We start from the raw sequence: 19,731 nt of genomic DNA, 5'->3' as shown, positions 1-19,731 counted from the left end.
CATGTTTGACGCCGCCCCCATAAAAAAAGTCTCGGTGGTTATTCCTGTCTATAACGAACAGGAAAGCCTGCCGGAATTGATAAGACGCACCACCACTGCCTGCGAGAGTCTGGGCAAAGCGTGGGAGATTTTATTGATAGATGATGGTAGCAGCGATAGCTCGGCGGAGCTGATGGTTAAGGCGTCCCAGGAGGCCGATAGCCATATCATCTCTATTTTACTCAACCGTAACTACGGTCAACATGCAGCGATTATGGCGGGGTTTAGCCATGTAAGCGGCGATCTTATCATTACGCTGGATGCCGATCTGCAAAACCCGCCGGAAGAGATCCCGCGCCTGGTGGCGAAAGCCGATGAAGGGTTCGATGTGGTAGGCACCGTGCGCCAGAACCGACAGGACAGCCTGTTTCGCAAATCGGCGTCAAAAATCATTAATCTGCTGATCCAGCGCACAACGGGCAAAGCGATGGGCGATTACGGCTGCATGTTACGCGCCTATCGCCGCCCTATTATCGATACTATGTTGCGCTGCCATGAACGCAGCACCTTTATCCCTATTCTGGCCAACATTTTCGCTCGTCGGGCTACCGAAATCCCGGTGCATCACGCTGAACGTGAATTTGGCGACTCTAAATACAGTTTTATGCGTCTCATTAACCTGATGTATGACCTGGTGACCTGCCTGACGACGACGCCGCTGCGCCTGTTGAGCCTGCTGGGCAGCGTTATCGCCATCGGCGGGTTTAGCCTGTCGGTATTGCTTATTGTACTTCGCCTGGCGCTGGGACCGCAGTGGGCGGCGGAAGGCGTATTTATGCTCTTTGCCGTCCTGTTTACCTTCATCGGCGCGCAATTCATCGGTATGGGACTGCTGGGCGAATACATCGGTCGCATTTATAACGATGTCCGCGCCCGCCCCCGCTATTTTGTTCAACAAGTTATCTACCCGGAAAGCACGCCGTTTACTGAGGAAAGTCACCAATGAAAGCCGTTATTTTTGCCTATCACGATATGGGATGTCAGGGCGTGCAAGCCGTACTGGATGCCGGGTATGAGATTGCCGCGATTTTCACTCATGCCGATAATCCTGCGGAAAACACCTTTTTTGGCTCCGTCTCCCGGCTGGCGGCAGAATTAGGGATTCCGGTTTATGCGCCGGATAACGTAAACCATCCTATCTGGGTCGACCGCATCGCTGAGCTTGCGCCGGATATTATTTTTTCGTTCTATTACCGCAACCTGTTAAGCGAAGAAATTCTGCACCTCGCCCCGGCTGGCGCGTTCAATCTGCACGGTTCTCTATTGCCTGCCTATCGTGGCCGTGCGCCGCTAAACTGGGTTCTGGTTAACGGCGAAAGCGAAACGGGCGTAACGCTGCATCGTATGGTCAAACGTGCCGACGCCGGAGAGATTGTCGCCAGTCAACGCGTCGCTATTGCGCAGGACGATGTTGCGCTTACCCTGCATCATAAGCTATGTCAGGCCGCGCGCCAGTTGCTTAATAGCATCCTGCCCACCATGAAATGCGGCGATATACCTTCTGTTCCCCAGCGAGAGTCTGACGCTACATATTATGGTCGCCGCAGGCCGGAAGATGGCCTTATCGACTGGCACAAACCGGTTTCCACGGTGCATAACCTGGTGCGGGCGGTAGCCGCCCCCTGGCCCGGCGCGTTCAGCTATAACGGCTCGCAAAGATTCACTATCTGGTCTTCCCGAATTTGTCCGGATGCGCAGGGCGCGCTTCCCGGCTCGGTAATTTCGGTCTCTCCGCTGCGGGTCGCCTGCGCCGATGGCGCGCTGGAGATTATTACCGGCCAGGCCGGAGACGGTATTACTGTACAGGGCTCGCAGCTTGCACAGACGCTTGGTCTGGTGGCGGGCGCGCGTTTGAACCGTCCACCAGCGACCAGCGGTAAACGTCGCATTCGCGTTCTCATCCTCGGCGTCAACGGTTTTATCGGCAATCATTTGACCGAACGGTTACTGAATGAAGAGAATTACGAGGTCTACGGTATGGATATCGGCAGCAACGCCATTAGCCGATTCCTGCTCCACCCTCGCTTTCATTTCGTGGAGGGAGATATCAGCATCCACTCAGAATGGATCGAATACCATGTCAAAAAATGCGATGTCGTACTGCCGCTGGTAGCAATTGCTACCCCGATTGAATACACCCGCAACCCGCTGCGCGTCTTTGAACTTGATTTTGAAGAAAACCTGCGGATTATCCGTTATTGCGTGAAATACCGTAAACGCGTGGTTTTCCCGTCTACCTCTGAAGTGTACGGCATGTGTACGGACGCCTCTTTTGACGAGGACAAATCGAATCTGATCGTCGGGCCGGTGAATAAGCCACGCTGGATTTACTCCGTTTCCAAACAGCTTCTCGACCGGGTGATTTGGGCTTATGGCGAAAAAGAGGGATTGCGCTTCACGCTTTTCCGTCCCTTTAACTGGATGGGGCCGCGGCTGGATAGCCTGAACGCGGCGCGTATCGGCAGTTCACGCGCGATAACGCAGTTGATTCTGAACCTGGTAGAAGGGACGCCGATCAAGCTTATCGACGGCGGTCAGCAGAAGCGCTGTTTCACCGATATTCGTGACGGGATCGAAGCCTTATTCCGCATTATTGTGAATGATGGCGATCGGTGCGATGGCAAAATCATTAATATCGGCAACCCTGACAACGAAGCCAGTATTCAGGAACTGGCGACGCTGTTGCTCGACAGTTTTGATAAGCATCCGCTGCGCTGCCATTTCCCACCGTTTGCCGGTTTCCAGGTCGTCGAAAGCCGTAGTTATTACGGCAAGGGTTATCAGGATGTCGCACACCGGAAACCCAGTATCGACAATGCCAGGCGCTGTCTGGGCTGGGAACCGTCTATTGCGATGCGTGATACGGTTGAAGAAACGCTGGACTTCTTCCTGCGCAGCGTAGATGTCGCGGAACGCGCATCATGACGAAAGTCGGTTTACGCATTGATGTTGATACCTTGCGAGGAACGCGTGAAGGTGTTCCCCGGCTGCTGGCGACATTGCATCGCCACGGCGTTCAGGCCAGCTTTTTCTTCAGCGTCGGGCCGGACAATATGGGACGCCATCTTTGGCGTCTGATAAGACCGCGATTTTTATGGAAAATGCTACGTTCAAACGCCGCCTCGCTCTACGGCTGGGATATCCTGCTGGCCGGTACCGCCTGGCCGGGAAAAAATATCGGCAACGCCAATGCCGGGATTATTCGTGAAACGGCAACATACCATGAGACGGGACTACATGCCTGGGATCACCATGCGTGGCAGACTCACAGCGGCCACTGGAGTATCCGCCAGCTTGAAGAAGATATTGCGCGCGGCATAACGGCGCTTGAGGCCATTATCGGAAAACCCGTCACCTGCTCAGCCGCAGCCGGCTGGCGAGCGGATGGGCGCGTTGTTCGTGCGAAAGAACCGTTCAACCTGAGGTATAACAGCGATTGCCGTGGAACCACCTTATTCCGTCCGCTACTGATGCCGGGCCAGACCGGGACGCCGCAAATCCCGGTCACCTTACCCACGTGGGATGAGGTTATCGGCCCCGCCGTTCAGGCGCAGTCGTTCAATACCTGGATTATCTCCCGTATGTTGCAGGACAAAGGCACGCCGGTATATACCATCCATGCGGAAGTCGAAGGTATTGTCCATCAGCCGCTGTTTGAAGATTTGCTCGTTCGTGCACGTGACGCGGGGATCACCTTTTGTCCTCTGGGCGAACTGCTGCCGACATCGCCTGAGTCTCTGCCGTTGGGGCAAATTGTACGTGGACACATCCCTGGCCGTGAAGGTTGGCTGGGGTGTCAACAGGCCGCGAGCGCCTCATGATGAAATCGATACGCTATTATCTGGCTTTCGCCGCATTTATCGCGCTCTACTATGTTATTCCTGTCAATAGCCGCCTGCTCTGGCAGCCGGACGAAACGCGCTATGCCGAAATAAGTCGGGAGATGCTGGCGTCTGGCGACTGGATCGTGCCGCATTTTCTGGGATTACGTTATTTCGAAAAACCGATAGCCGGTTACTGGATAAACAGTCTGGGTCAGTGGCTTTTTGGCGCTACCAATTTTGGCGTGCGGGCCGGCGCTATTTTAACGACATTGCTGGCCGCAACGCTGGTGGCGTGGCTGACGTTCCGCTTATGGCGGGATAAACGTACTGCGTTGCTCGCCTCCGTTATATTTCTCTCCCTCTTTGCCGTTTACAGTATCGGGACGTATGCGGTACTCGACCCGATGATCGCCCTTTGGCTTACGGCCGGGATGTGTTGTTTCTGGCAGGGGATGCAGGCCACGACCCGAATGGGCAAGATTGGGATGTTTTTGCTACTGGGCGCAACCTGCGGTCTGGGTGTATTAACTAAAGGCTTCCTCGCCCTGGCCGTACCGGTGGTGAGCGTGTTGCCGTGGGTCATTGTTCAGAAACGCTGGAAGGACTTTTTGCTTTACGGCTGGCTGGCGGTCTTGAGCTGCTTTGTGGTTGTCCTTCCCTGGGCGATCGCCATTGCGCGACGCGAAGCCGATTTCTGGCATTACTTTTTCTGGGTGGAGCATATCCAGCGATTCGCCATGAGCGATGCCCAGCATAAGGCCCCTTTCTGGTACTATCTGCCGGTACTGATCGCGGGAAGTTTACCGTGGCTGGGGTTACTGCCTGGCGCGCTTAAACTAGGCTGGCGCGAGCGAAACGGCGCATTCTATTTGCTCGGATGGACGATCATGCCGCTTCTCTTTTTCAGCATTGCGAAAGGGAAACTGCCTACCTATGTTCTTTCCTGTTTCGCACCGATAGCGATACTCATGGCGCGCTTCGTCCTGCATAACGTAAAAGAAGGCGTCGCCGCGCTACGTGTCAACGGCGGGATCAACCTGGTGTTCGGGTTAGTCGGGATCGTCGCAGCGTTTGTCGTCTCCTCATGGGGCCCGCTGAAATCGCCGGTGTGGACGCATATCGAAACCTATAAAGTTTTTTGCGTCTGGGGCGTCTTTACTGTTTGGGCGTTTGTGGGCTGGTATAGCCTCTGTCATAGCCAAAAATACCTATTACCCGCGTTTTGTCCGCTGGGACTGGCGCTGCTGTTCGGCTTTTCCGTCCCCGACAGGGTGATGGAGTCCAAACAGCCACAGTTTTTTGTCGAAATGACCCAGGCGCCTTTGGCATCAAGCCGCTATATTCTTGTCGACAACGTGGGCGTCGCCGCCGGGCTGGCCTGGAGTCTGAAACGAGACGATATTATGCTCTACGGACACGCGGGCGAACTCAGGTATGGTCTTAGCTATCCTGATGTGCAGGATAAATTCGTTAAAGCCGACGATTTTAACGCCTGGCTCAACCAGCATCGTCAGGAGGGCATTATTACGCTAGTACTTTCAATAGCCAAAGATGAAGACATCAGCGCTCTTTCCCTTCCCCCTGCGGACAATATTGATTATCAGGGGCGTCTGGTGTTAATTCAGTATCGGCCTAAATGATCGGCGTCGTTCTGGTGCTTGCCAGTCTGCTCAGCGTTGGCGGTCAGCTCTGCCAGAAGCAAGCGACACGGCCATTGACGACAGGCGGACGCCGCCGCCACCTGATGCTGTGGCTGGGCCTGGCGCTGATATGCATGGGTGCAGCGATGGTGCTGTGGCTGCTGGTGCTACAAACCCTGCCGGTGGGAATTGCTTACCCGATGTTGAGTCTGAATTTTGTCTGGGTCACGTTGGCGGCATGGAAAATCTGGCATGAACAGGTTCCGCCCCGCCACTGGTTGGGCGTCGCATTGATTATCAGCGGCATTATCATTCTGGGGAGTGCGGCATAATGGGCGTAATGTGGGGACTGATAAGCGTTGCGATTGCCTCCCTCGCCCAGTTGAGTTTAGGATTCGCCATGATGCGGCTGCCATCGATAGCGCATCCACTGGCGTTTATTTCCGGACTGGGCGCATTTAATGCCGCGACCCTGGCGCTATTCGCCGGTTTGGCGGGGTATCTGGTTTCCGTCTTCTGCTGGCAGAAAACATTACACACGCTCGCGCTCAGCAAAGCCTATGCGCTACTGAGTCTCAGCTATGTGCTTGTCTGGGTAGCCTCAATGCTGTTACCCGGTTTGCAAGGCGCTTTCAGCCTAAAAGCGATGCTCGGCGTATTGTGTATTATGGCGGGGGTAATGCTGATTTTTCTGCCCGCCAGATCATGAAGGCTTGCGCGTCAACCGCTGCCATTCGTCGCAGGAATAACAGCGTGCATCAACGATTTTTAAGGTCTGGTGTTTTTCCCGATTAATACAATACTGCGCATCCTGTAAAGGCGACAGGATATCGCCGGGACTCAGTAATATCATGGAATTCGCCTCGGCGATCATTTTTAGCGAACCGCCGCTATCGCACAGCACCAGAACATGGCACGCCCTCTTTTTGACATAATGCGATTTCTTAACCAACCATTCCATAGCGCCCCCGTTTCACGCTGATTGTTCATAACACGTTACACATCAACGGATAAACAAAACGGCAATAGCGATGGAATGGTTGTATATTAACCTAACATTAATTTTTACAGCTCTCACACACCCACTGCTGGAGCGCACGGCGAGATATTTTAATCCCTCCGTTTTTCAGTTCTGACGGCAGCGTCAACCAGCGAACCGGCTGTTGAAAACGCGCCAGCTTATCACGGACCCATTCAGCGAGGTTCACGTCTCCGGCCTGCGATGCATACTCCACAACCGCAACGGGACGATGACCAAACTCTTTATCTTCTACCGGCACGACGAAGGCTTGTTGCACCAGCGGATGCGCGTTAATAACGCGTTCGACTTCCTCCGGCTGAATGCCTTCGCCGCCGCTAAAGAACAGGTTGTCCAGCCGCCCGGCGATGGTTAGCCTGCCGTGGTTCAGCTCGCCGCGATCGCGCGTGGCAAACCAGCCCTCGTCATTAACCAGCGGGATCAGTTTGCCATCACGCCAGTAACCTTCCGCCATACTGGCGGCGCGCAGCCAGACTTCATTATCGACGATCCTGATCTCTCTTCCGGGGAGCGGCGCGCCAACATCATCCGAACCATCGGCCTCTTTGGCGCATACCGTAGACGCGAACTCCGTGAGCCCATACCCGCACCAGCAACGAATCCCTTGTTTGCTGGCCTGGTCGGTGAGTTCAACCGGAATCACCGCGCCGCCGAGCAAAACGGCTTTCAGCGTCACCGCCGCCCGATTCGCCAGCAGCCGCCATAGCTGCGTCGGCACCAGCGAAGCATGAGTACACCCTGCCAGCATCTGCTCCAGCGGTTGCTTATCGCGTACCGTCATGCGCGCCCCGGCGAAGAGCCAACGCCACATAATACCCTGCCCGGATACATGAAACAGCGGCAGCGATAGCAGCCAGTCATCCTGAGGGTCAAACGGCATTAGCGAAAGCACTCCCTGCGCGCTGGCAAGATGCGCCTGGCACGTATGTACAGCCGCTTTTGGCAATCCTGTGGAACCCGATGTCAGCGTCATGGAAACCAGACGCTGCGATTGCCAGGCCACGGCATACGCCGCTGTGCTATTTTGTATCTGCAACGCGGTTAACCCGGAAAATACGTTTTCGCCTTCCAGTGTCAGCGCAAAACGCAGCGTTAACTTCGGCACCAGCGCCTCCAGCAACGTCTGGGGCAACTGCGGGTTGACGGGCAGAACCCGCGCGCCGCACTGCATCAGCGCAAGCCATGCCAACAGAGTGCGCGGCTGATTCCCGGCGCGCAGCAGGACACCGTCGCCCTCCCGTACGCCCTGCGCGGCAAACCCATCCGCCAGCGCATCAATACGCTCACAGAGGGCGCGCCAGCTTAGCACTTCATCGTTCAGGCGCAGAGCGGGCGCCTGACTGCGAACCTGACGCCAGTGGCGCCACGGCCAGTCCGTGAATGTCATAACAGTCGTTCCAGCTCATCACGCTTCAGACAAGGCAACGCGCTACCAGGCCAGGGGCGAACCTGTTGCGCCTGCATCAGATGCAAGGTATCCAGTCCAGGCAGCGTTCCCGGCGTCAACCAGGCGGCAATCCGCGCCAGTTGCGTCAGGCCGAGGCTGGACTCGATCGAAGAGCTGATGACCGCCGTCAGTCCCAACGCATGGGCGGCGGCGACTTGCTCACGCACTTTATCAAGCGATCCGGTCAGCGTAGGTTTGATAACCACAGCCTTGACGCCCTCTTCGGCTTCAAAGGTGAAATCCGCTTCGCGCAGACTTTCGTCCCAGGCAATCGCGATACCGGTTTCACGGGCAAAGGCGCGGGAATCATCCCGCGCCTTACACGGTTCTTCGAGAAAGGCGATACGAGCGCGGTAGTCCGGATTAACATACTTTGCGAACTGTTGGGCTTTTAGCGGCGTCCAGGCGCGATTCGCATCCAGACGCAGATGCAGATCCGGGATCGCCTCCAGCAGCAAATTAACCACCATGCCGTCACGTACCGCTTCATAGAGACCCACTTTGACCTTAGCGATTTTCTCACCGGGCATATCGGCAAGCCGCAGCACCAAATCGTCAGGATCGCCAGTGCATAACGGCGCGGCGCGATAGTCCGCCGCCTCCGGCAAGACGCCAGTCAGTTCCGCCAGCGCGCAGCTTGCACCAAACGCGACCGAAGGCATCTCCGGTAATCCCTCGCTCCCCTGAAGCCAGTCGTTCACCCATGTCAGGAGCGCCGTCTGCGCCTCTTCCCACGTTTCCTGACTGAACCCCGGCAGCGGAGAGATCTCTCCCCACCCTTCACGCTCGCCGTCACGCAGACAAACATACAGCCCGTCGCGAGTTTTTAACCGCCTGTCGCGCAGAACCACCCCCGCGTCCATGGGGATCTGCCAGCGGTATACCTGCGCGCTACGCATTATGGGTTCCGTTTGAATTTGCTGAAGTCAGGCTGACGCTTCTGGTTAAAGGCGTTACGGCCTTCCTGCCCTTCTTCGGTCATGTAGAACAGCATGGTAGCGTTGCCCGCCAGCTCCTGTAGACCCGCCTGACCGTCACAATCGGCATTCAGCGCCGCTTTCAGGCAACGCAGCGCCATCGGACTGTTTTGCAACATTTCGCGGCACCAGCGCACGGTCTCTTTTTCCAGATCCGCCAGCGGCACAACGGTGTTGACCAGGCCCATATCCAGCGCCTGTTGCGCATCGTACTGGCGGCACAGGAACCAGATTTCACGCGCTTTCTTCTGACCAACGATACGCGCCATATATGAAGCGCCCCAGCCGCCGTCAAAGGAGCCGACTTTCGGACCGGTCTGGCCGAAGATGGCGTTTTCCGCCGCGATGGTCAGGTCGCACATCATGTGCAGCACATGACCACCGCCGATGGAATACCCCGCGACCATCGCGACAACCGGTTTTGGACAGGTGCGAATCTGGCGCTGGAAATCCAGCACGTTCAGGTGATGCACGCCGGAGTCATCCTGATAACCGCCGTAATCGCCGCGCACCTTCTGGTCGCCGCCCGCGCAAAACGCTTTATCGCCTTCGCCGGTCAGAATAATCACGCCCACGTTGTCGTCGTAACGGGCATCCGCCAGCGCCTGAATCATCTCTTTGACGGTCAACGGACGAAATGCATTGCGCACCTGCGGACGATTAATAGTGATTTTTGCAATACCGTCGGTGGATTTTTCATAACGAATGTCGGTGTAACCCTCCGAGCAGTCGTGCCATTCTACCGGTGCGTAAAGCATTGTTTCATCAGGATAGATCATAGTGTGTCCTTTAGTCAGAGACGCAGAATCTGAGCCAGACTGTCTACCACGCCAGCGGGGTTTTCCCGATGCGCGTTGTGTCCGGCGTTACGAATAACATGGCATGTCGCCGCCACTTCCTGCGCCAGGGCGCGGAATTTGCTGTCGCGTTCGCCACATAAATAATAAAACGGAAATGCCAGCGCGTTGAGCGCCTCGCGTAAATCCGGCTGGGCGGCAAGCGATGTCGCCTCCAGCATCGCAGCCAGCGTTTCGCCGTTATTCTGGCTACGCAGCGCCGTCAGCGCCTGCCTTTGCTGCGCCGTCAGCGAGGCGAACACCGGCTGCTGATACCAGTCGTGAAAAACCTCAGTCAGGGGTTCACGACGAAAACGCTCTGCCCAGCGCCCGTCGGACAATCGTCTTTCAGCGCGCGCCTGTTCATTTTGCAGCCCCGGATGACCGCCTTCGACCACCAGGCCGCACAGGCCTGGTATTCCCTGGCAGGCTGCCATCATCGCCACCCGGCCTCCAAGAGAGTATCCCACCAACCAGAACTTTAGTATGTTGTAACTAATTAACGTAGCGCGCAGTAATCTGATGACATCGGCAAATCCGCCGACCGGAATAGCCGCAGATCCGCCATGTCCCGGTAAGTCAATATAGAGCCGCGAACAGCCGTGAAACTGTTCGCCAACCGGCTGCCATTCACGGCAATCGCCAGAAAAACCGTGCAGGAAAACCAGCGAGGGCGCCCCAGGCTGTCCGGGCATGTGCTGCGCGTGCAACATCATAGATGGCTTACCTGAGCCAAAAGTTGCTGCAACGTCTGCGCGCCGTCCGTATCGTTTACCACCAGCTCAATCACCGTCGTCGCCGGGGTTCGCCACGCGCCAGCCAGCGCAGACTCCAGTTCTTCCCAGTTTTCCGGGCGATGATAGCGCAGGTTAAACATGGCGGCCGCATGGTCAAAATGGACGTTTTGCGGCATCAAATAAAAGCGCTCACGTTTGCTTTGCGGCGTCGGCAGCAGGGAAAAGATCTGCCCGCCGTTATTGTTGACCACAATCAACACAAACGGCGCGGATACCTGACGTAGTAACGCCAGCGCGTTAAGATCGTACAGCGCGGATAAATCGCCGACGATAGCCAGCGTCGATTTGGCGCTGGCGCGCTGCACGCCCGCCGCTGTGGAAAGCAGGCCGTCAATGCCGCTCGCCCCGCGATTGCTGTATACCGGATAGCCAGCCGGCAACTGCGACAGCGCGTCGATCAGACGCACCACCAGACTATTGCCCACGAACAATTGCCCCTGCTCCGGCAGATAGTCGCGGATACGGTGCGCCAGCTGTGCTTCGCCAAAGGTGTCTCGCTGCGCGACCACCCGTTGCCACGCCAGTTCCGCCAGACGCGGGATCTCTACACACCACGGTTTACGTTTTTCCGCCGGATGCATCTCCAGCCAGTCGGCGATTTTCGCTATCAGTCTGCGTCCACGATGGTGCGCCGGGTCCAGACGACCTTCAATATTGTCGATTACCCAATACTCTTCCGGCTCGCAGGTTGCCTGCCATTGCAGTAAGCGTTTTCCGGTAAGGCTACTGCCAAGCTGGACGACAATTTGCGCCTGCTGCAGTTCGGTCACCGCTTTGGCGTTGCCGAGCCACAGGTCGGCGCACGGCAGCGGCTGCCCGGTTTGCGACAATACGTCGCCAATTAATGGCCATCCCAGAGTTTGCGCCCACTGCGCCACTTTTTTGCCTTCTTCCGCGCTCATACGCCCGGCGACGACGACGCCGCGTTTTTGTCGCCAGAAGAACCAGTCGCGCTGTTTGTCGCTTGCCAGTCGACGCGCTTCGCGCAGCCAGGGTTTTTCATCCTGCCACCAGTCGCCGAGACGCTGCTGCCAGACCAGGCCGGTGTCATTCATATCGCCATACAGCGGTTCGGCAAAAGGACAGTTAATGTGCAGAGCGCCCGCATGAAGCATGGCGAGCGCATTATCGATGGTCGACACCAGCCAGCGCGCCGGAATATCCTGCGTGGGACGCGGCAACGACAGAGTTTGGGAGGGGTGCGAGGAAAACATCCCCGCCTGACGGATCGCCTGGTTGGCGCCGCAGTCAATCAGCTCCGGCGGGCGATCGGCGGTAAGTAAAATAAGCTTCTCGCCCGTCAGCCCCGCCTCAATCAAGGCCGGATAGAGGTTCGCCACGGCGGTACCTGAAGTGACAATAACGGCAACCGGCTGTTGGCTGACTTTCGCCAGCCCTAACGCCAGATGACCAAGCCCACGCTCATCAAAGTGCGTATGGTGAATAAAAGCAGGATTCTCTGCCGCCGCCAACGTGAGCGGCGTGGAACGGGAACCAGGGGCGATACAAACATGCCTGACGCCATGACGGGTTAAGGCTTCCAGGATGACCGCCGCCCAGCGCCGGTTAAATGCACTTACTGACATGAGTTTGTCCGGTATCAATCATTGGGACTAAGTATAAAGAGCTGCAAAAATGGATTATTGATATGGGTCGGGAATATGTGACTCATTACACATCCATCTGCAATAAGGTACGTAACCCGGCCGCTTTATTATCTATTTCCTGCCATTCCTGTTCCGGATCGGAGCCGCGGACGATTCCCGCGCCGGCATACAATCGCACCACATTGGCCGTCACTTTGGCTGAACGTAACGTCACGCAAAACTCACTTTGCCGCGTGGAGAGATAGCCTGCCGACCCGGCATACCATTCACGTTCGAACGGCTCATGTTGTTCTATAAAACAACGCGCGGGTTCACGAGGGATCCCCGCGACCGCTGCGGTAGGCTGTAACTGGTGCAGGCAGAGCGTGTCGTCCGCCTGATTAAGCGCCGTCCAGATACAGCGGCGCAAATGCTGTACCTTGCGCAGTCTGAGCACCTGCGGCGGCAGCACATCCAGCGAGTGGGTGCAGTTTTGCAGTCGCTGGCAGATGTCTTCGACAACCAGCATATTTTCTCGCTGGTTTTTATCGTCTTTCATTAACCATTCGCCAAGCTGCCAGGCTTTATGGTTATCCGGATGGTTCGCCACCGTCCCGGCCAGCGCTTCGGTACGTAGCGCCGTTTCACGCCGCCGCCAGAGCCGCTCCGGCGATGATCCCAGAAAGGCGGTATCGGCGGAAAAGGCCATAAAAAAGTGGTAGCAGTTGAGATTTAAACGACGACTGGACGCCATCATCGCGGCGGCATTGACCGGACGGGAGAATTGTAAGTCGGTGGCCCGCGCCAGCACAACTTTATCAAACGCCTCTTGCGCAATGGTGTGGGTGGCCTGCTGAATCAGCTTCACCCAACCGTCTTTGTCCGGCCAGTGCTGTTCGCTCGTGAGCGAAAGGCGCAGCGCCGGAACAGGCTTAATACCGACCAGAGAAGCGAGAAACGCTTTCGCCTGGCGCGCATCATCGCGTAGCGAAACGTCACTGTGCAGATGTAAGCGTAAGGTCGCCGTACCACCGCTACGTCGCCACTCCAGCCGCGGCAGCAATAAGTAGCCCTCTTTCGGCTCGAACGCATTCAGCCCCCAAATACGCAGGTCAGGCTGCGCGTGCTGACGTAAAAACCGTTGCGCCAGATCGAGCGATGAAAAGACGGTGATTGCCCCGAGAACGGCAGCTTCTTCGTCGCCATTGCGCTGTTGCCAGTAGAATTGCGGAAAGGATGACTGGCTGGCCAGCCAGCTCAATGCATCGAAGGCATCGTTTAAAGGGAAAGGCGCATCGAAAACGCAAAGCCCTGGCGTCGCCGGTATCTCTTGCGATAGCTGACGCGTCAGATTTTCCAGCGCAGTAGTAATAGAATGCACGCGGACCCTCCCTGTTAAAAACCCCACATTATACGGGGTACTGCCCTAAAAAAGCAGTACCTCATTTAGGGAGGGTTGCAATTCTGTTCAGTGGGAGGGATTTAGCGCCGCGCCAGCAGCAGTCCAAGTACCAGTCCTACCGCCGCGCCTACGCCAATACCCTGCCAGGGTTTTTCATGAACGTAGCCATCCGCTTTATAAACGGCCTGCTTTGCCCGGTAATAATAGCTATCCGACGCATGGCTTACGCGGTTTTTCACCTCTTCCAGCGCTTGTTCCGCGCGGGCTTTCAGCTCAATGTATTTTTGATCGGCGGGATCGCCTGAGGAACGTAAAATCTCTTCCAGCGTTTCGCTGAGCAAAGTCAGATCATCATCAACACGTGATTCACCAAATTGATATGACATTCTCATTCTCCGTTGTGTTAACACCTGCTCCTAACTATAGTCAACGGTTTCGGTTTATGCCTGATGAACCTCCCGCGCCATTCCCCGGTGCGGAATGCCGTCTTCGTCATAAACATCGGTAACCGGAATAAAACCAAACCGCGCATAAAAAGGTTGTAGATGCGCCTGCGCCCCCAGATATAGCGGCTTATCCGGCCAGCGCCGCCCACAAGATTCCAGCGTTTTCGCCATTAATTGCTGGCCCAGTTTCGCCCCTCGCCAGGCATCGCTGACGATCACCCGGCCAATGACAACCGGGTCTGATTCGTTATCGCTTTTCAGAATCCTCGCATACGCCACCAGTTCATCCTGATGCCAGCCCAGAATATGCCGATTGTCGCCGACTAAATCATCGCCATCCACATCCAGGTAAGGACAGCGCTGTTCTACCACAAAGACCGCGCAGCGCAATTTGAGTAACGCGTAAAGTTGAGGAACGGTAAGTTCGCTATGGTGGAGATCCTGCCAGTCAATCATGATGCGCTCCTGTGTTGTGGTAATCTTGGGTTAAACGATAACCAAACGTGTATGGACAAGATGGAATTAATTTTTTTAGGTACGTCCGCAGGCGTTCCCACGCGCTCACGCAATGTAACGGCAATTTTATTACATCTGCAACATCCAACGCAGCCGGGAGTATGGCTTTTTGATTGCGGCGAAGGGACACAGCATCAAATGCTTAATACCGCGTTTCATCCCGGTAAGCTTGAGCGCATTTTTATCAGCCATCTTCACGGCGATCATCTGTTTGGCCTGCCGGGTCTGCTATGCAGCCGGTCGATGGCGGGGAACCCCCATCCGCTAACCGTATACGGGCCTCAAGGCGTGCGTGAGTTTATTGCAACCACACTGCGCCTTAGCGGTTCATGGACCGATTTTCCGTTGCAAATTGAAGAAATTAGCGCAGGCGATATTCTTGACGACGGTCTGCGTAAAGTGACCGCGTTCAGGCTGGAGCATCCACTGGAGTGCTACGGATATCGCGTTGTTGAACATGACAAGCCTGGCGCGCTGAATGCCAGGGCGTTAAAAGCCGCAGGCGTTACGCCCGGCCCGCTGTTTCAGGCGTTGAAGGCAGGAAAAACCGTCACGCTTGCCGATGGAAGGCAGATCAATGGCGCCGACTACCTTGCTCCCGCCGTGGCCGGGAAATCAGTGGCGATTTTCGGCGATACCGCGCCCTGCGAGGCCGCCCTCGCGCTGGCGCAAGGCGTGGATGTGATGGTACATGAAACCACGCTGGATGCGTCAATGGAGGAGAAAGCCAACGCTCGCGGACACAGCTCCACCCGTCAAACCGCGACGCTGGCGCGGGAAGCTGACGTCGGTCGGCTGATCATGACCCATATTAGCTCACGCTATGACGATAAAGGCTGTCAGCGCTTACTGGCGGAATGCCGCGCTATTTTCCCGGAGACGGAACTGGCTTACGATTTTTCTGTTTTCCCGGTTTAGCGCTCCATTTTTTGTCCTCATTGCCGATAACACTAAAAAAGGCAGGCTTTCATAATGAGGTGAGGATGGACAATTTTCAGAAAGATATTGATGACAGGGCCAATTTAACCCTGTCAAACCGTTTTGAGCTGCTGTTATTCCGTCTTGGTACATCGCTGCATGAACAGAAGTCAGAGCTGTTCGGCATCAATGTATTTAAGCTGCGCGAAATCGTACCGATGCCCGCCTTTACGCGCCCGGCAGGCATGAAAGCGCCGCTATTGGGCATGGTCAATATTCGGGATCAGGTCATTCCGGTGATTGATTTGCCAGCGGTAGCGGGCTGCAAGCCGGAAACCGGGCTGAATATTTTGCTGATCACCGAATATGCGCGCAGCGTACAGGCATTTGCCGTCGAGTCGGTGGAAAATATTATGCGTCTTGACTGGCAGCAGGTGCATACCGCCGAGAAAGCCGTCAACGGTCGCTACATCACCAGTATTGCCTGCCTGGATGACAACAAAGAAACCAACAACCTGGCGCTGGTGCTCGACGTTGAGCAGATCCTTTATGATATTGTCCCCTCCAGCCACGATCTGCGCGCCACCAATCTGAAGACCAATAAATTTTATATTACCCCAGGCGCGGTAGCCATTGTGGCGGAAGACTCCAAAGTCGCCCGCGCGATGCTGGAAAAAGGGCTGAACGCAATGGGAATTCCGCATCAGATGCATGTGACCGGCAAGGATGCATGGGAGAGAATCCAGCAACTGGCGCAGGAAGCGGAGGCCGAAGGTAAGCCAATTAGCGAGAAAATCGCGCTGGTTCTGACAGATCTTGAGATGCCGGAAATGGATGGCTTTACGTTAACGCGTAAAATTAAAACCGATGAACGGCTGAAAAAGATCCCGGTCGTTATTCACTCTTCCCTTTCCGGCAGCGCCAACGAAGATCATGTGCGTAAGGTGAAGGCCGACGGCTACGTCGCCAAATTTGAAATCAATGAACTCTCTTCAGTGATACAGGAAGTGATGGAGCGCGCGGCGCAAAACGTCAGCGGCCCGTTGGTAAGCCGGCAGTTGCTAAGTTAAATTCCGGTCGCTGAGACCTTACCTGCCGGATGGCGGCGCAAGCGCCTTATCCGGCCTACAATCCATAGTTATTTCAACGCATTACATCAGATAATAAAAAACCCGCTTCGTGAAGCGGGTTTTTCGTTTTTACTTATTGTTTACATCAACGGCGTCGCTAACTGCACAAGGCTAATCAGCGGCTGCGGCCAGACGCCCAGTACCAACACCAGCAACGCGGAGATCAGCACCACGATCCCACCCGCGCTGTACTGCCAGTTTGTCGGCGCGTCGCGTCCCGGTTGCTGCGGCGCGTGCAGGTAGAGACTCACCGCAACACGCAGGTAGTAGTACAAACCAATCGCGGAACCCACCACCACGGCGGCGACCAGCCACCACAGGCTGGCCTGAACGCCGACCGCCAGCACGTAGAATTTGCCGATAAAGCCCAGCGTCATCGGGATACCTGCCAGCGACAGCATCATCACCGTCATCACCGCGGCAAGAACCGGACGGTGCCAGAACAGACCACGGTAAGAGTACAGGGAATCGGCATCCGGGCCGCGGAACGGGCTGGACATCAGGCTGACCACGCCAAACGCGCCGAGGCTGCTGAACAGATAACCGGCCAGGTAAACGCCAACCGCTTCCATCGACATCTCGCCGCTCTGCAGGGCAATCAGCGCCACCAGCAAGTAGCCGAGGTGAGAGATAGAAGAGTAACCGAGCAGACGTTTGATGTTGGTCTGGCTCAGCGCCATCAGGTTACCAAAGATGATAGAGGCAAAGGCGATAATGCCCAGCACCACGCGTACCGCTTCGCTGTCGCCTACCGGCGCATAGAGGAACAGACGCATCACCACGCCGAAGATAGCGATTTTGCTCGCCGTCGCCAGGAAGGTGGAAACCGGCGCAGGCGCGCCCTGGTATACGTCTGGCGTCCACAGGTGGAACGGCACCAGAGAGAGTTTAAAGCCCAGACCGACAATCATCAGGCCAAAGCCCGCCAGCAGCAACGGCTCGTGCAGCATACCATCGCCGAGGCTCTTACCGAGCGCTTCGAAAGACAGGTTGCCGGACTGCGCATAGACCAGCGCCATCCCGAACAGCAGGAAAGACGAGGCGGCGGCGGAGAGGATGGTGTATTTGATACTGGCTTCCAGCGAGCGCTTCTGGCGGAAAGCATAACCAATCAGGCCGAACAGCGGCAGCGAGATCAGTTCAATACCGAGGAACAGCGCCGCCAGGTGGTTGGCGTTCGCCAGCAGAATTCCCCCCAGGCTGGCGATTAACACCAGCAGGTAGAACTCTTCCTGGTTATCGTTATAGCCTTCCAGCCACGGGTAGGCAAAGGTGCAGGTGGCGAGGCTCGCCAGCAGCACCAGCCCGGTGTAGAGCATCGCAAAGCCGTCAACGCGCATCAGCGGCGTGACGTCCATTGCCCCGGCCTGGCCGACAAACCAAAGCGAAACCAGAGCAGCGTTAAGCCCAATGACCGACAGCGTGGCATTGAGGAAGTGATTGCGTCGCCACGCAATGGAGAGCATCACAACCACCACCGTCAAGCCGACGATCAGCAGCGGTAGCAGCGCAATCAGGTGTTGTGGAGTTATTGTCATGGCGATTTACGGCCTTGTAGTAGTAACAGAATTAACAAACCACTGCTGGATGTTGCTCATCGCAGAATGCGAGGTATCCAGAATCGGCTGCGGATAGAAGCCAAGCAGTACCAGAAGCACCACCAGCAACAGAATGATAAACAGCTCGCGCAGCGACATCCCTGGCAGTTCCTGGCTGGCAATCTGGCTCTTCGCTTTACCAAAGTAAGCGCGATGCAGCATCGCCAGCGAGTATACAGAGGCGAATACCAACCCAAAGGTGGAGATAACGGTAATCACCGGCACCACCTGGTAGCTGCCGAACAGAATCATAAATTCGCCGACAAAGTTACCGGTGCCCGGCATCCCGAGCGTCGCCACCGCAAAGAACATGGAGAGCGCAGGCAACCACTTCATCTTGCCCCACAGGCCGCCCATCATACGCATGTCACGCGTATGCAGACGTTCGTACAACTGGCCACACAGAATGAACAGACCGGCTGCGGACAAACCGTGCGCAATCATCTGAATCACCGCGCCCTGGTACGCCAGTTGGCTGCCGGTGTAGATAGCGATCAGCACGAAGCCCATGTGGGAAACGGAGGTATAGGCAATCAGGCGCTTGATGTCGTATTGGGTAAAGGCCATCCACGCGCCGTAGAAAATGCCGATAACGCCCAGCCACATGGCGATGGGCGCAAACTCCGCCGACGCGTTCGGGAACAATGGTAGGGAGAAACGCAGCAGACCGTAAGCGGCGGTTTTCAGCAAGATACCGGCCAGGTCGACGGAACCGGCGGTCGGCGCCTGGGAGTGCGCATCTGGCAGCCAGCCATGCAGCGGCACCACCGGCATTTTCACCGCGAAGGCGATGAAGAAGCCCAGCATCAGCAGATATTCCACACCGTGGGACATCGGCGTGTTCAGCAGCTCTTCATAGTTGAAAGTCCACACGCCGGTCGCGTTGTAGTGCACAAAGACCAGCGCCAGGATGGCAATCAACATCACCAGACCACTCGCCTGGGTATAAATGAAGAACTTGGTTGCCGCCGTGATACGCGTTTTCCCGTCAGAAGCTTTATGCCCCCACAGCGCTATCAGGAAGTACATCGGCACCAGCATCATTTCCCAGAAGAAGAAGAACAGGAACATGTCGATAGCCAGGAACACGCCGATAACGCCGCCTAAGATCCACATCAGGTTCAGGTGGAAGAAGCCCTGATATTTTTCGATTTCTCGCCAGGAGCAAAGCACCGCCAGAACGCCGAGCAGGCCGGTCAGCACCACCATTAGCAGCGACAGTCCGTCGAGCGCCAGATGGATAGAGATGCCAAAACGCGGGATCCACGGCAGGACAAATTCAGATTGCCACTGTGGAATACCGGCGGATTGCGTCAGTGAGTAGCCGCCCTGCAACCACAATTGCAGACCGAGCGCCAGCGTCAGCCCCATGGTAATCAGCGCTATCCAGCGCGGCACCTTCACGCCAAAGCGTTCGGTCTGCCAGCACAGAAAGCCGCCGATAAAGGGAATCAATATTAGCCAGGGTAGTAACATGGCGATTTTTATTCCTTTTTAAGGCCTCTGACAGAGGCCTGATTTTCAACGAATTTGGAT

At 56.1% G+C, this 19,731-nt stretch carries 19 protein-coding genes; 8 read left to right on the top strand and 11 right to left on the bottom strand.

Annotated features, from left to right (window positions below; all coding sequences use genetic code 11):
- Position 1 precedes the first annotated feature (1 nt).
- The 6 genes from arnC to arnF are packed head-to-tail and all read left to right on the top strand — an operon-like array spanning position 2 to position 6,212.
- A complete protein-coding gene (arnC, locus tag OLG56_RS07380; protein WP_000458893.1) occupies positions 2 to 985 on the top strand; it encodes an undecaprenyl-phosphate 4-deoxy-4-formamido-L-arabinose transferase in 984 nt (327 codons plus the stop codon).
- Positions 982 to 2,964 (top strand): bifunctional UDP-4-amino-4-deoxy-L-arabinose formyltransferase/UDP-glucuronic acid oxidase ArnA, encoded by a 1,983-nt coding sequence (gene arnA / locus OLG56_RS07375; protein ID WP_023233016.1) that lies wholly within the window; start codon positions 982 to 984, stop codon positions 2,962 to 2,964. Before arnC ends, arnA begins: the two co-directional genes overlap by 4 nt.
- Positions 2,961 to 3,860 (top strand): 4-deoxy-4-formamido-L-arabinose-phosphoundecaprenol deformylase, encoded by a 900-nt coding sequence (gene arnD, locus OLG56_RS07370; RefSeq protein WP_000169766.1) that lies wholly within the window; start codon positions 2,961 to 2,963, stop codon positions 3,858 to 3,860. Before arnA ends, arnD begins: the two co-directional genes overlap by 4 nt.
- A complete protein-coding gene (arnT, locus tag OLG56_RS07365) occupies positions 3,857 to 5,503 on the top strand; it encodes a lipid IV(A) 4-amino-4-deoxy-L-arabinosyltransferase (protein ID WP_023233017.1) in 1,647 nt (548 codons plus the stop codon). The genes arnD and arnT overlap by 4 nt, the downstream gene beginning before the upstream one ends.
- The gene (arnE, locus tag OLG56_RS07360; RefSeq protein ID WP_000580688.1) at positions 5,500 to 5,835 is read left to right on the top strand and encodes a 4-amino-4-deoxy-L-arabinose-phosphoundecaprenol flippase subunit ArnE; all 336 of its coding nucleotides are present in this window, start codon (positions 5,500 to 5,502) and stop codon (positions 5,833 to 5,835) included. Before arnT ends, arnE begins: the two co-directional genes overlap by 4 nt.
- On the top strand, positions 5,835 to 6,212 hold the full coding sequence (gene arnF, locus OLG56_RS07355; RefSeq protein ID WP_000538694.1) for a 4-amino-4-deoxy-L-arabinose-phosphoundecaprenol flippase subunit ArnF: 378 nt from the start codon (positions 5,835 to 5,837) through the stop codon (positions 6,210 to 6,212). Before arnE ends, arnF begins: the two co-directional genes overlap by 1 nt.
- Here the strand turns inward: arnF and pmrD are convergent.
- From pmrD to OLG56_RS07310, 9 genes are all read right to left on the bottom strand, one after another.
- On the bottom strand, positions 6,207 to 6,464 hold the full coding sequence (gene pmrD, locus OLG56_RS07350; protein WP_000455132.1) for a signal transduction protein PmrD: 258 nt from the start codon (positions 6,462 to 6,464) through the stop codon (positions 6,207 to 6,209). The genes arnF and pmrD overlap by 6 nt on opposite strands.
- A gap of 97 nt (positions 6,465 to 6,561) precedes the next feature.
- Positions 6,562 to 7,929, bottom strand: coding sequence for an o-succinylbenzoate--CoA ligase (gene menE / locus OLG56_RS07345; RefSeq protein WP_023233018.1), 1,368 nt, complete (start codon positions 7,927 to 7,929; stop codon positions 6,562 to 6,564).
- On the bottom strand, positions 7,926 to 8,888 hold the full coding sequence (gene menC, locus OLG56_RS07340; protein ID WP_001255555.1) for an o-succinylbenzoate synthase: 963 nt from the start codon (positions 8,886 to 8,888) through the stop codon (positions 7,926 to 7,928). The genes menE and menC overlap by 4 nt, the downstream gene beginning before the upstream one ends.
- Positions 8,888 to 9,745 (bottom strand): 1,4-dihydroxy-2-naphthoyl-CoA synthase, encoded by an 858-nt coding sequence (menB, locus tag OLG56_RS07335; protein ID WP_000640013.1) that lies wholly within the window; start codon positions 9,743 to 9,745, stop codon positions 8,888 to 8,890. Before menB ends, menC begins: the two co-directional genes overlap by 1 nt.
- Before the next feature lie 14 nt (positions 9,746 to 9,759).
- Complete coding sequence (menH, locus tag OLG56_RS07330) at positions 9,760 to 10,518, bottom strand: 2-succinyl-6-hydroxy-2,4-cyclohexadiene-1-carboxylate synthase (RefSeq protein WP_000979134.1); 759 nt, start codon at positions 10,516 to 10,518, stop codon at positions 9,760 to 9,762.
- Positions 10,515 to 12,185 (bottom strand): 2-succinyl-5-enolpyruvyl-6-hydroxy-3-cyclohexene-1-carboxylic-acid synthase, encoded by a 1,671-nt coding sequence (menD, locus tag OLG56_RS07325; RefSeq protein WP_000116398.1) that lies wholly within the window; start codon positions 12,183 to 12,185, stop codon positions 10,515 to 10,517. Before menD ends, menH begins: the two co-directional genes overlap by 4 nt.
- 85 nt (positions 12,186 to 12,270) lie before the next feature.
- Positions 12,271 to 13,566: an isochorismate synthase MenF gene (menF, locus tag OLG56_RS07320; RefSeq protein WP_000555675.1), complete on the bottom strand. Its 1,296-nt coding sequence runs from the start codon at positions 13,564 to 13,566 to the stop codon at positions 12,271 to 12,273.
- Between the two features lie 101 nt (positions 13,567 to 13,667).
- Positions 13,668 to 13,973: a stress response protein ElaB gene (elaB, locus tag OLG56_RS07315; protein ID WP_061377308.1), complete on the bottom strand. Its 306-nt coding sequence runs from the start codon at positions 13,971 to 13,973 to the stop codon at positions 13,668 to 13,670.
- A 54-nt stretch (positions 13,974 to 14,027) separates the two neighbouring features.
- Complete coding sequence (locus OLG56_RS07310; RefSeq protein ID WP_000568156.1) at positions 14,028 to 14,489, bottom strand: GNAT family N-acetyltransferase; 462 nt, start codon at positions 14,487 to 14,489, stop codon at positions 14,028 to 14,030.
- A 60-nt stretch (positions 14,490 to 14,549) separates the two neighbouring features.
- Here OLG56_RS07310 and rbn point away from each other — a divergent pair, with 60 nt between their 5' ends.
- Both rbn and OLG56_RS07300 read left to right on the top strand, forming a co-directional pair.
- Positions 14,550 to 15,467, top strand: coding sequence for a ribonuclease BN (gene rbn / locus OLG56_RS07305; protein WP_061377307.1), 918 nt, complete (start codon positions 14,550 to 14,552; stop codon positions 15,465 to 15,467).
- A 65-nt stretch (positions 15,468 to 15,532) separates the two neighbouring features.
- On the top strand, positions 15,533 to 16,537 hold the full coding sequence (locus tag OLG56_RS07300; protein ID WP_000368564.1) for a chemotaxis protein: 1,005 nt from the start codon (positions 15,533 to 15,535) through the stop codon (positions 16,535 to 16,537).
- A 140-nt stretch (positions 16,538 to 16,677) separates the two neighbouring features.
- On the opposite strand, the gene nuoN is transcribed toward OLG56_RS07300, so the two are convergent.
- Complete coding sequence (gene nuoN / locus OLG56_RS07295) at positions 16,678 to 18,135, bottom strand: NADH-quinone oxidoreductase subunit NuoN (RefSeq protein ID WP_000156669.1); 1,458 nt, start codon at positions 18,133 to 18,135, stop codon at positions 16,678 to 16,680.
- Between the two features lie 6 nt (positions 18,136 to 18,141).
- Positions 18,142 to 19,671, bottom strand: coding sequence for an NADH-quinone oxidoreductase subunit M (gene nuoM, locus OLG56_RS07290; RefSeq protein ID WP_000926430.1), 1,530 nt, complete (start codon positions 19,669 to 19,671; stop codon positions 18,142 to 18,144).
- Positions 19,672 to 19,731 lie beyond the last annotated feature (60 nt).

The sequence above is a fragment of the Salmonella sp. 2018103 genome, from assembly GCF_026247685.1.
GTDB lineage: Bacteria > Pseudomonadota > Gammaproteobacteria > Enterobacterales > Enterobacteriaceae > Salmonella > Salmonella enterica.
Note: the sequence above shows the minus strand (reverse complement) of the source record. Positions and strands in the feature narration are given on the sequence as shown.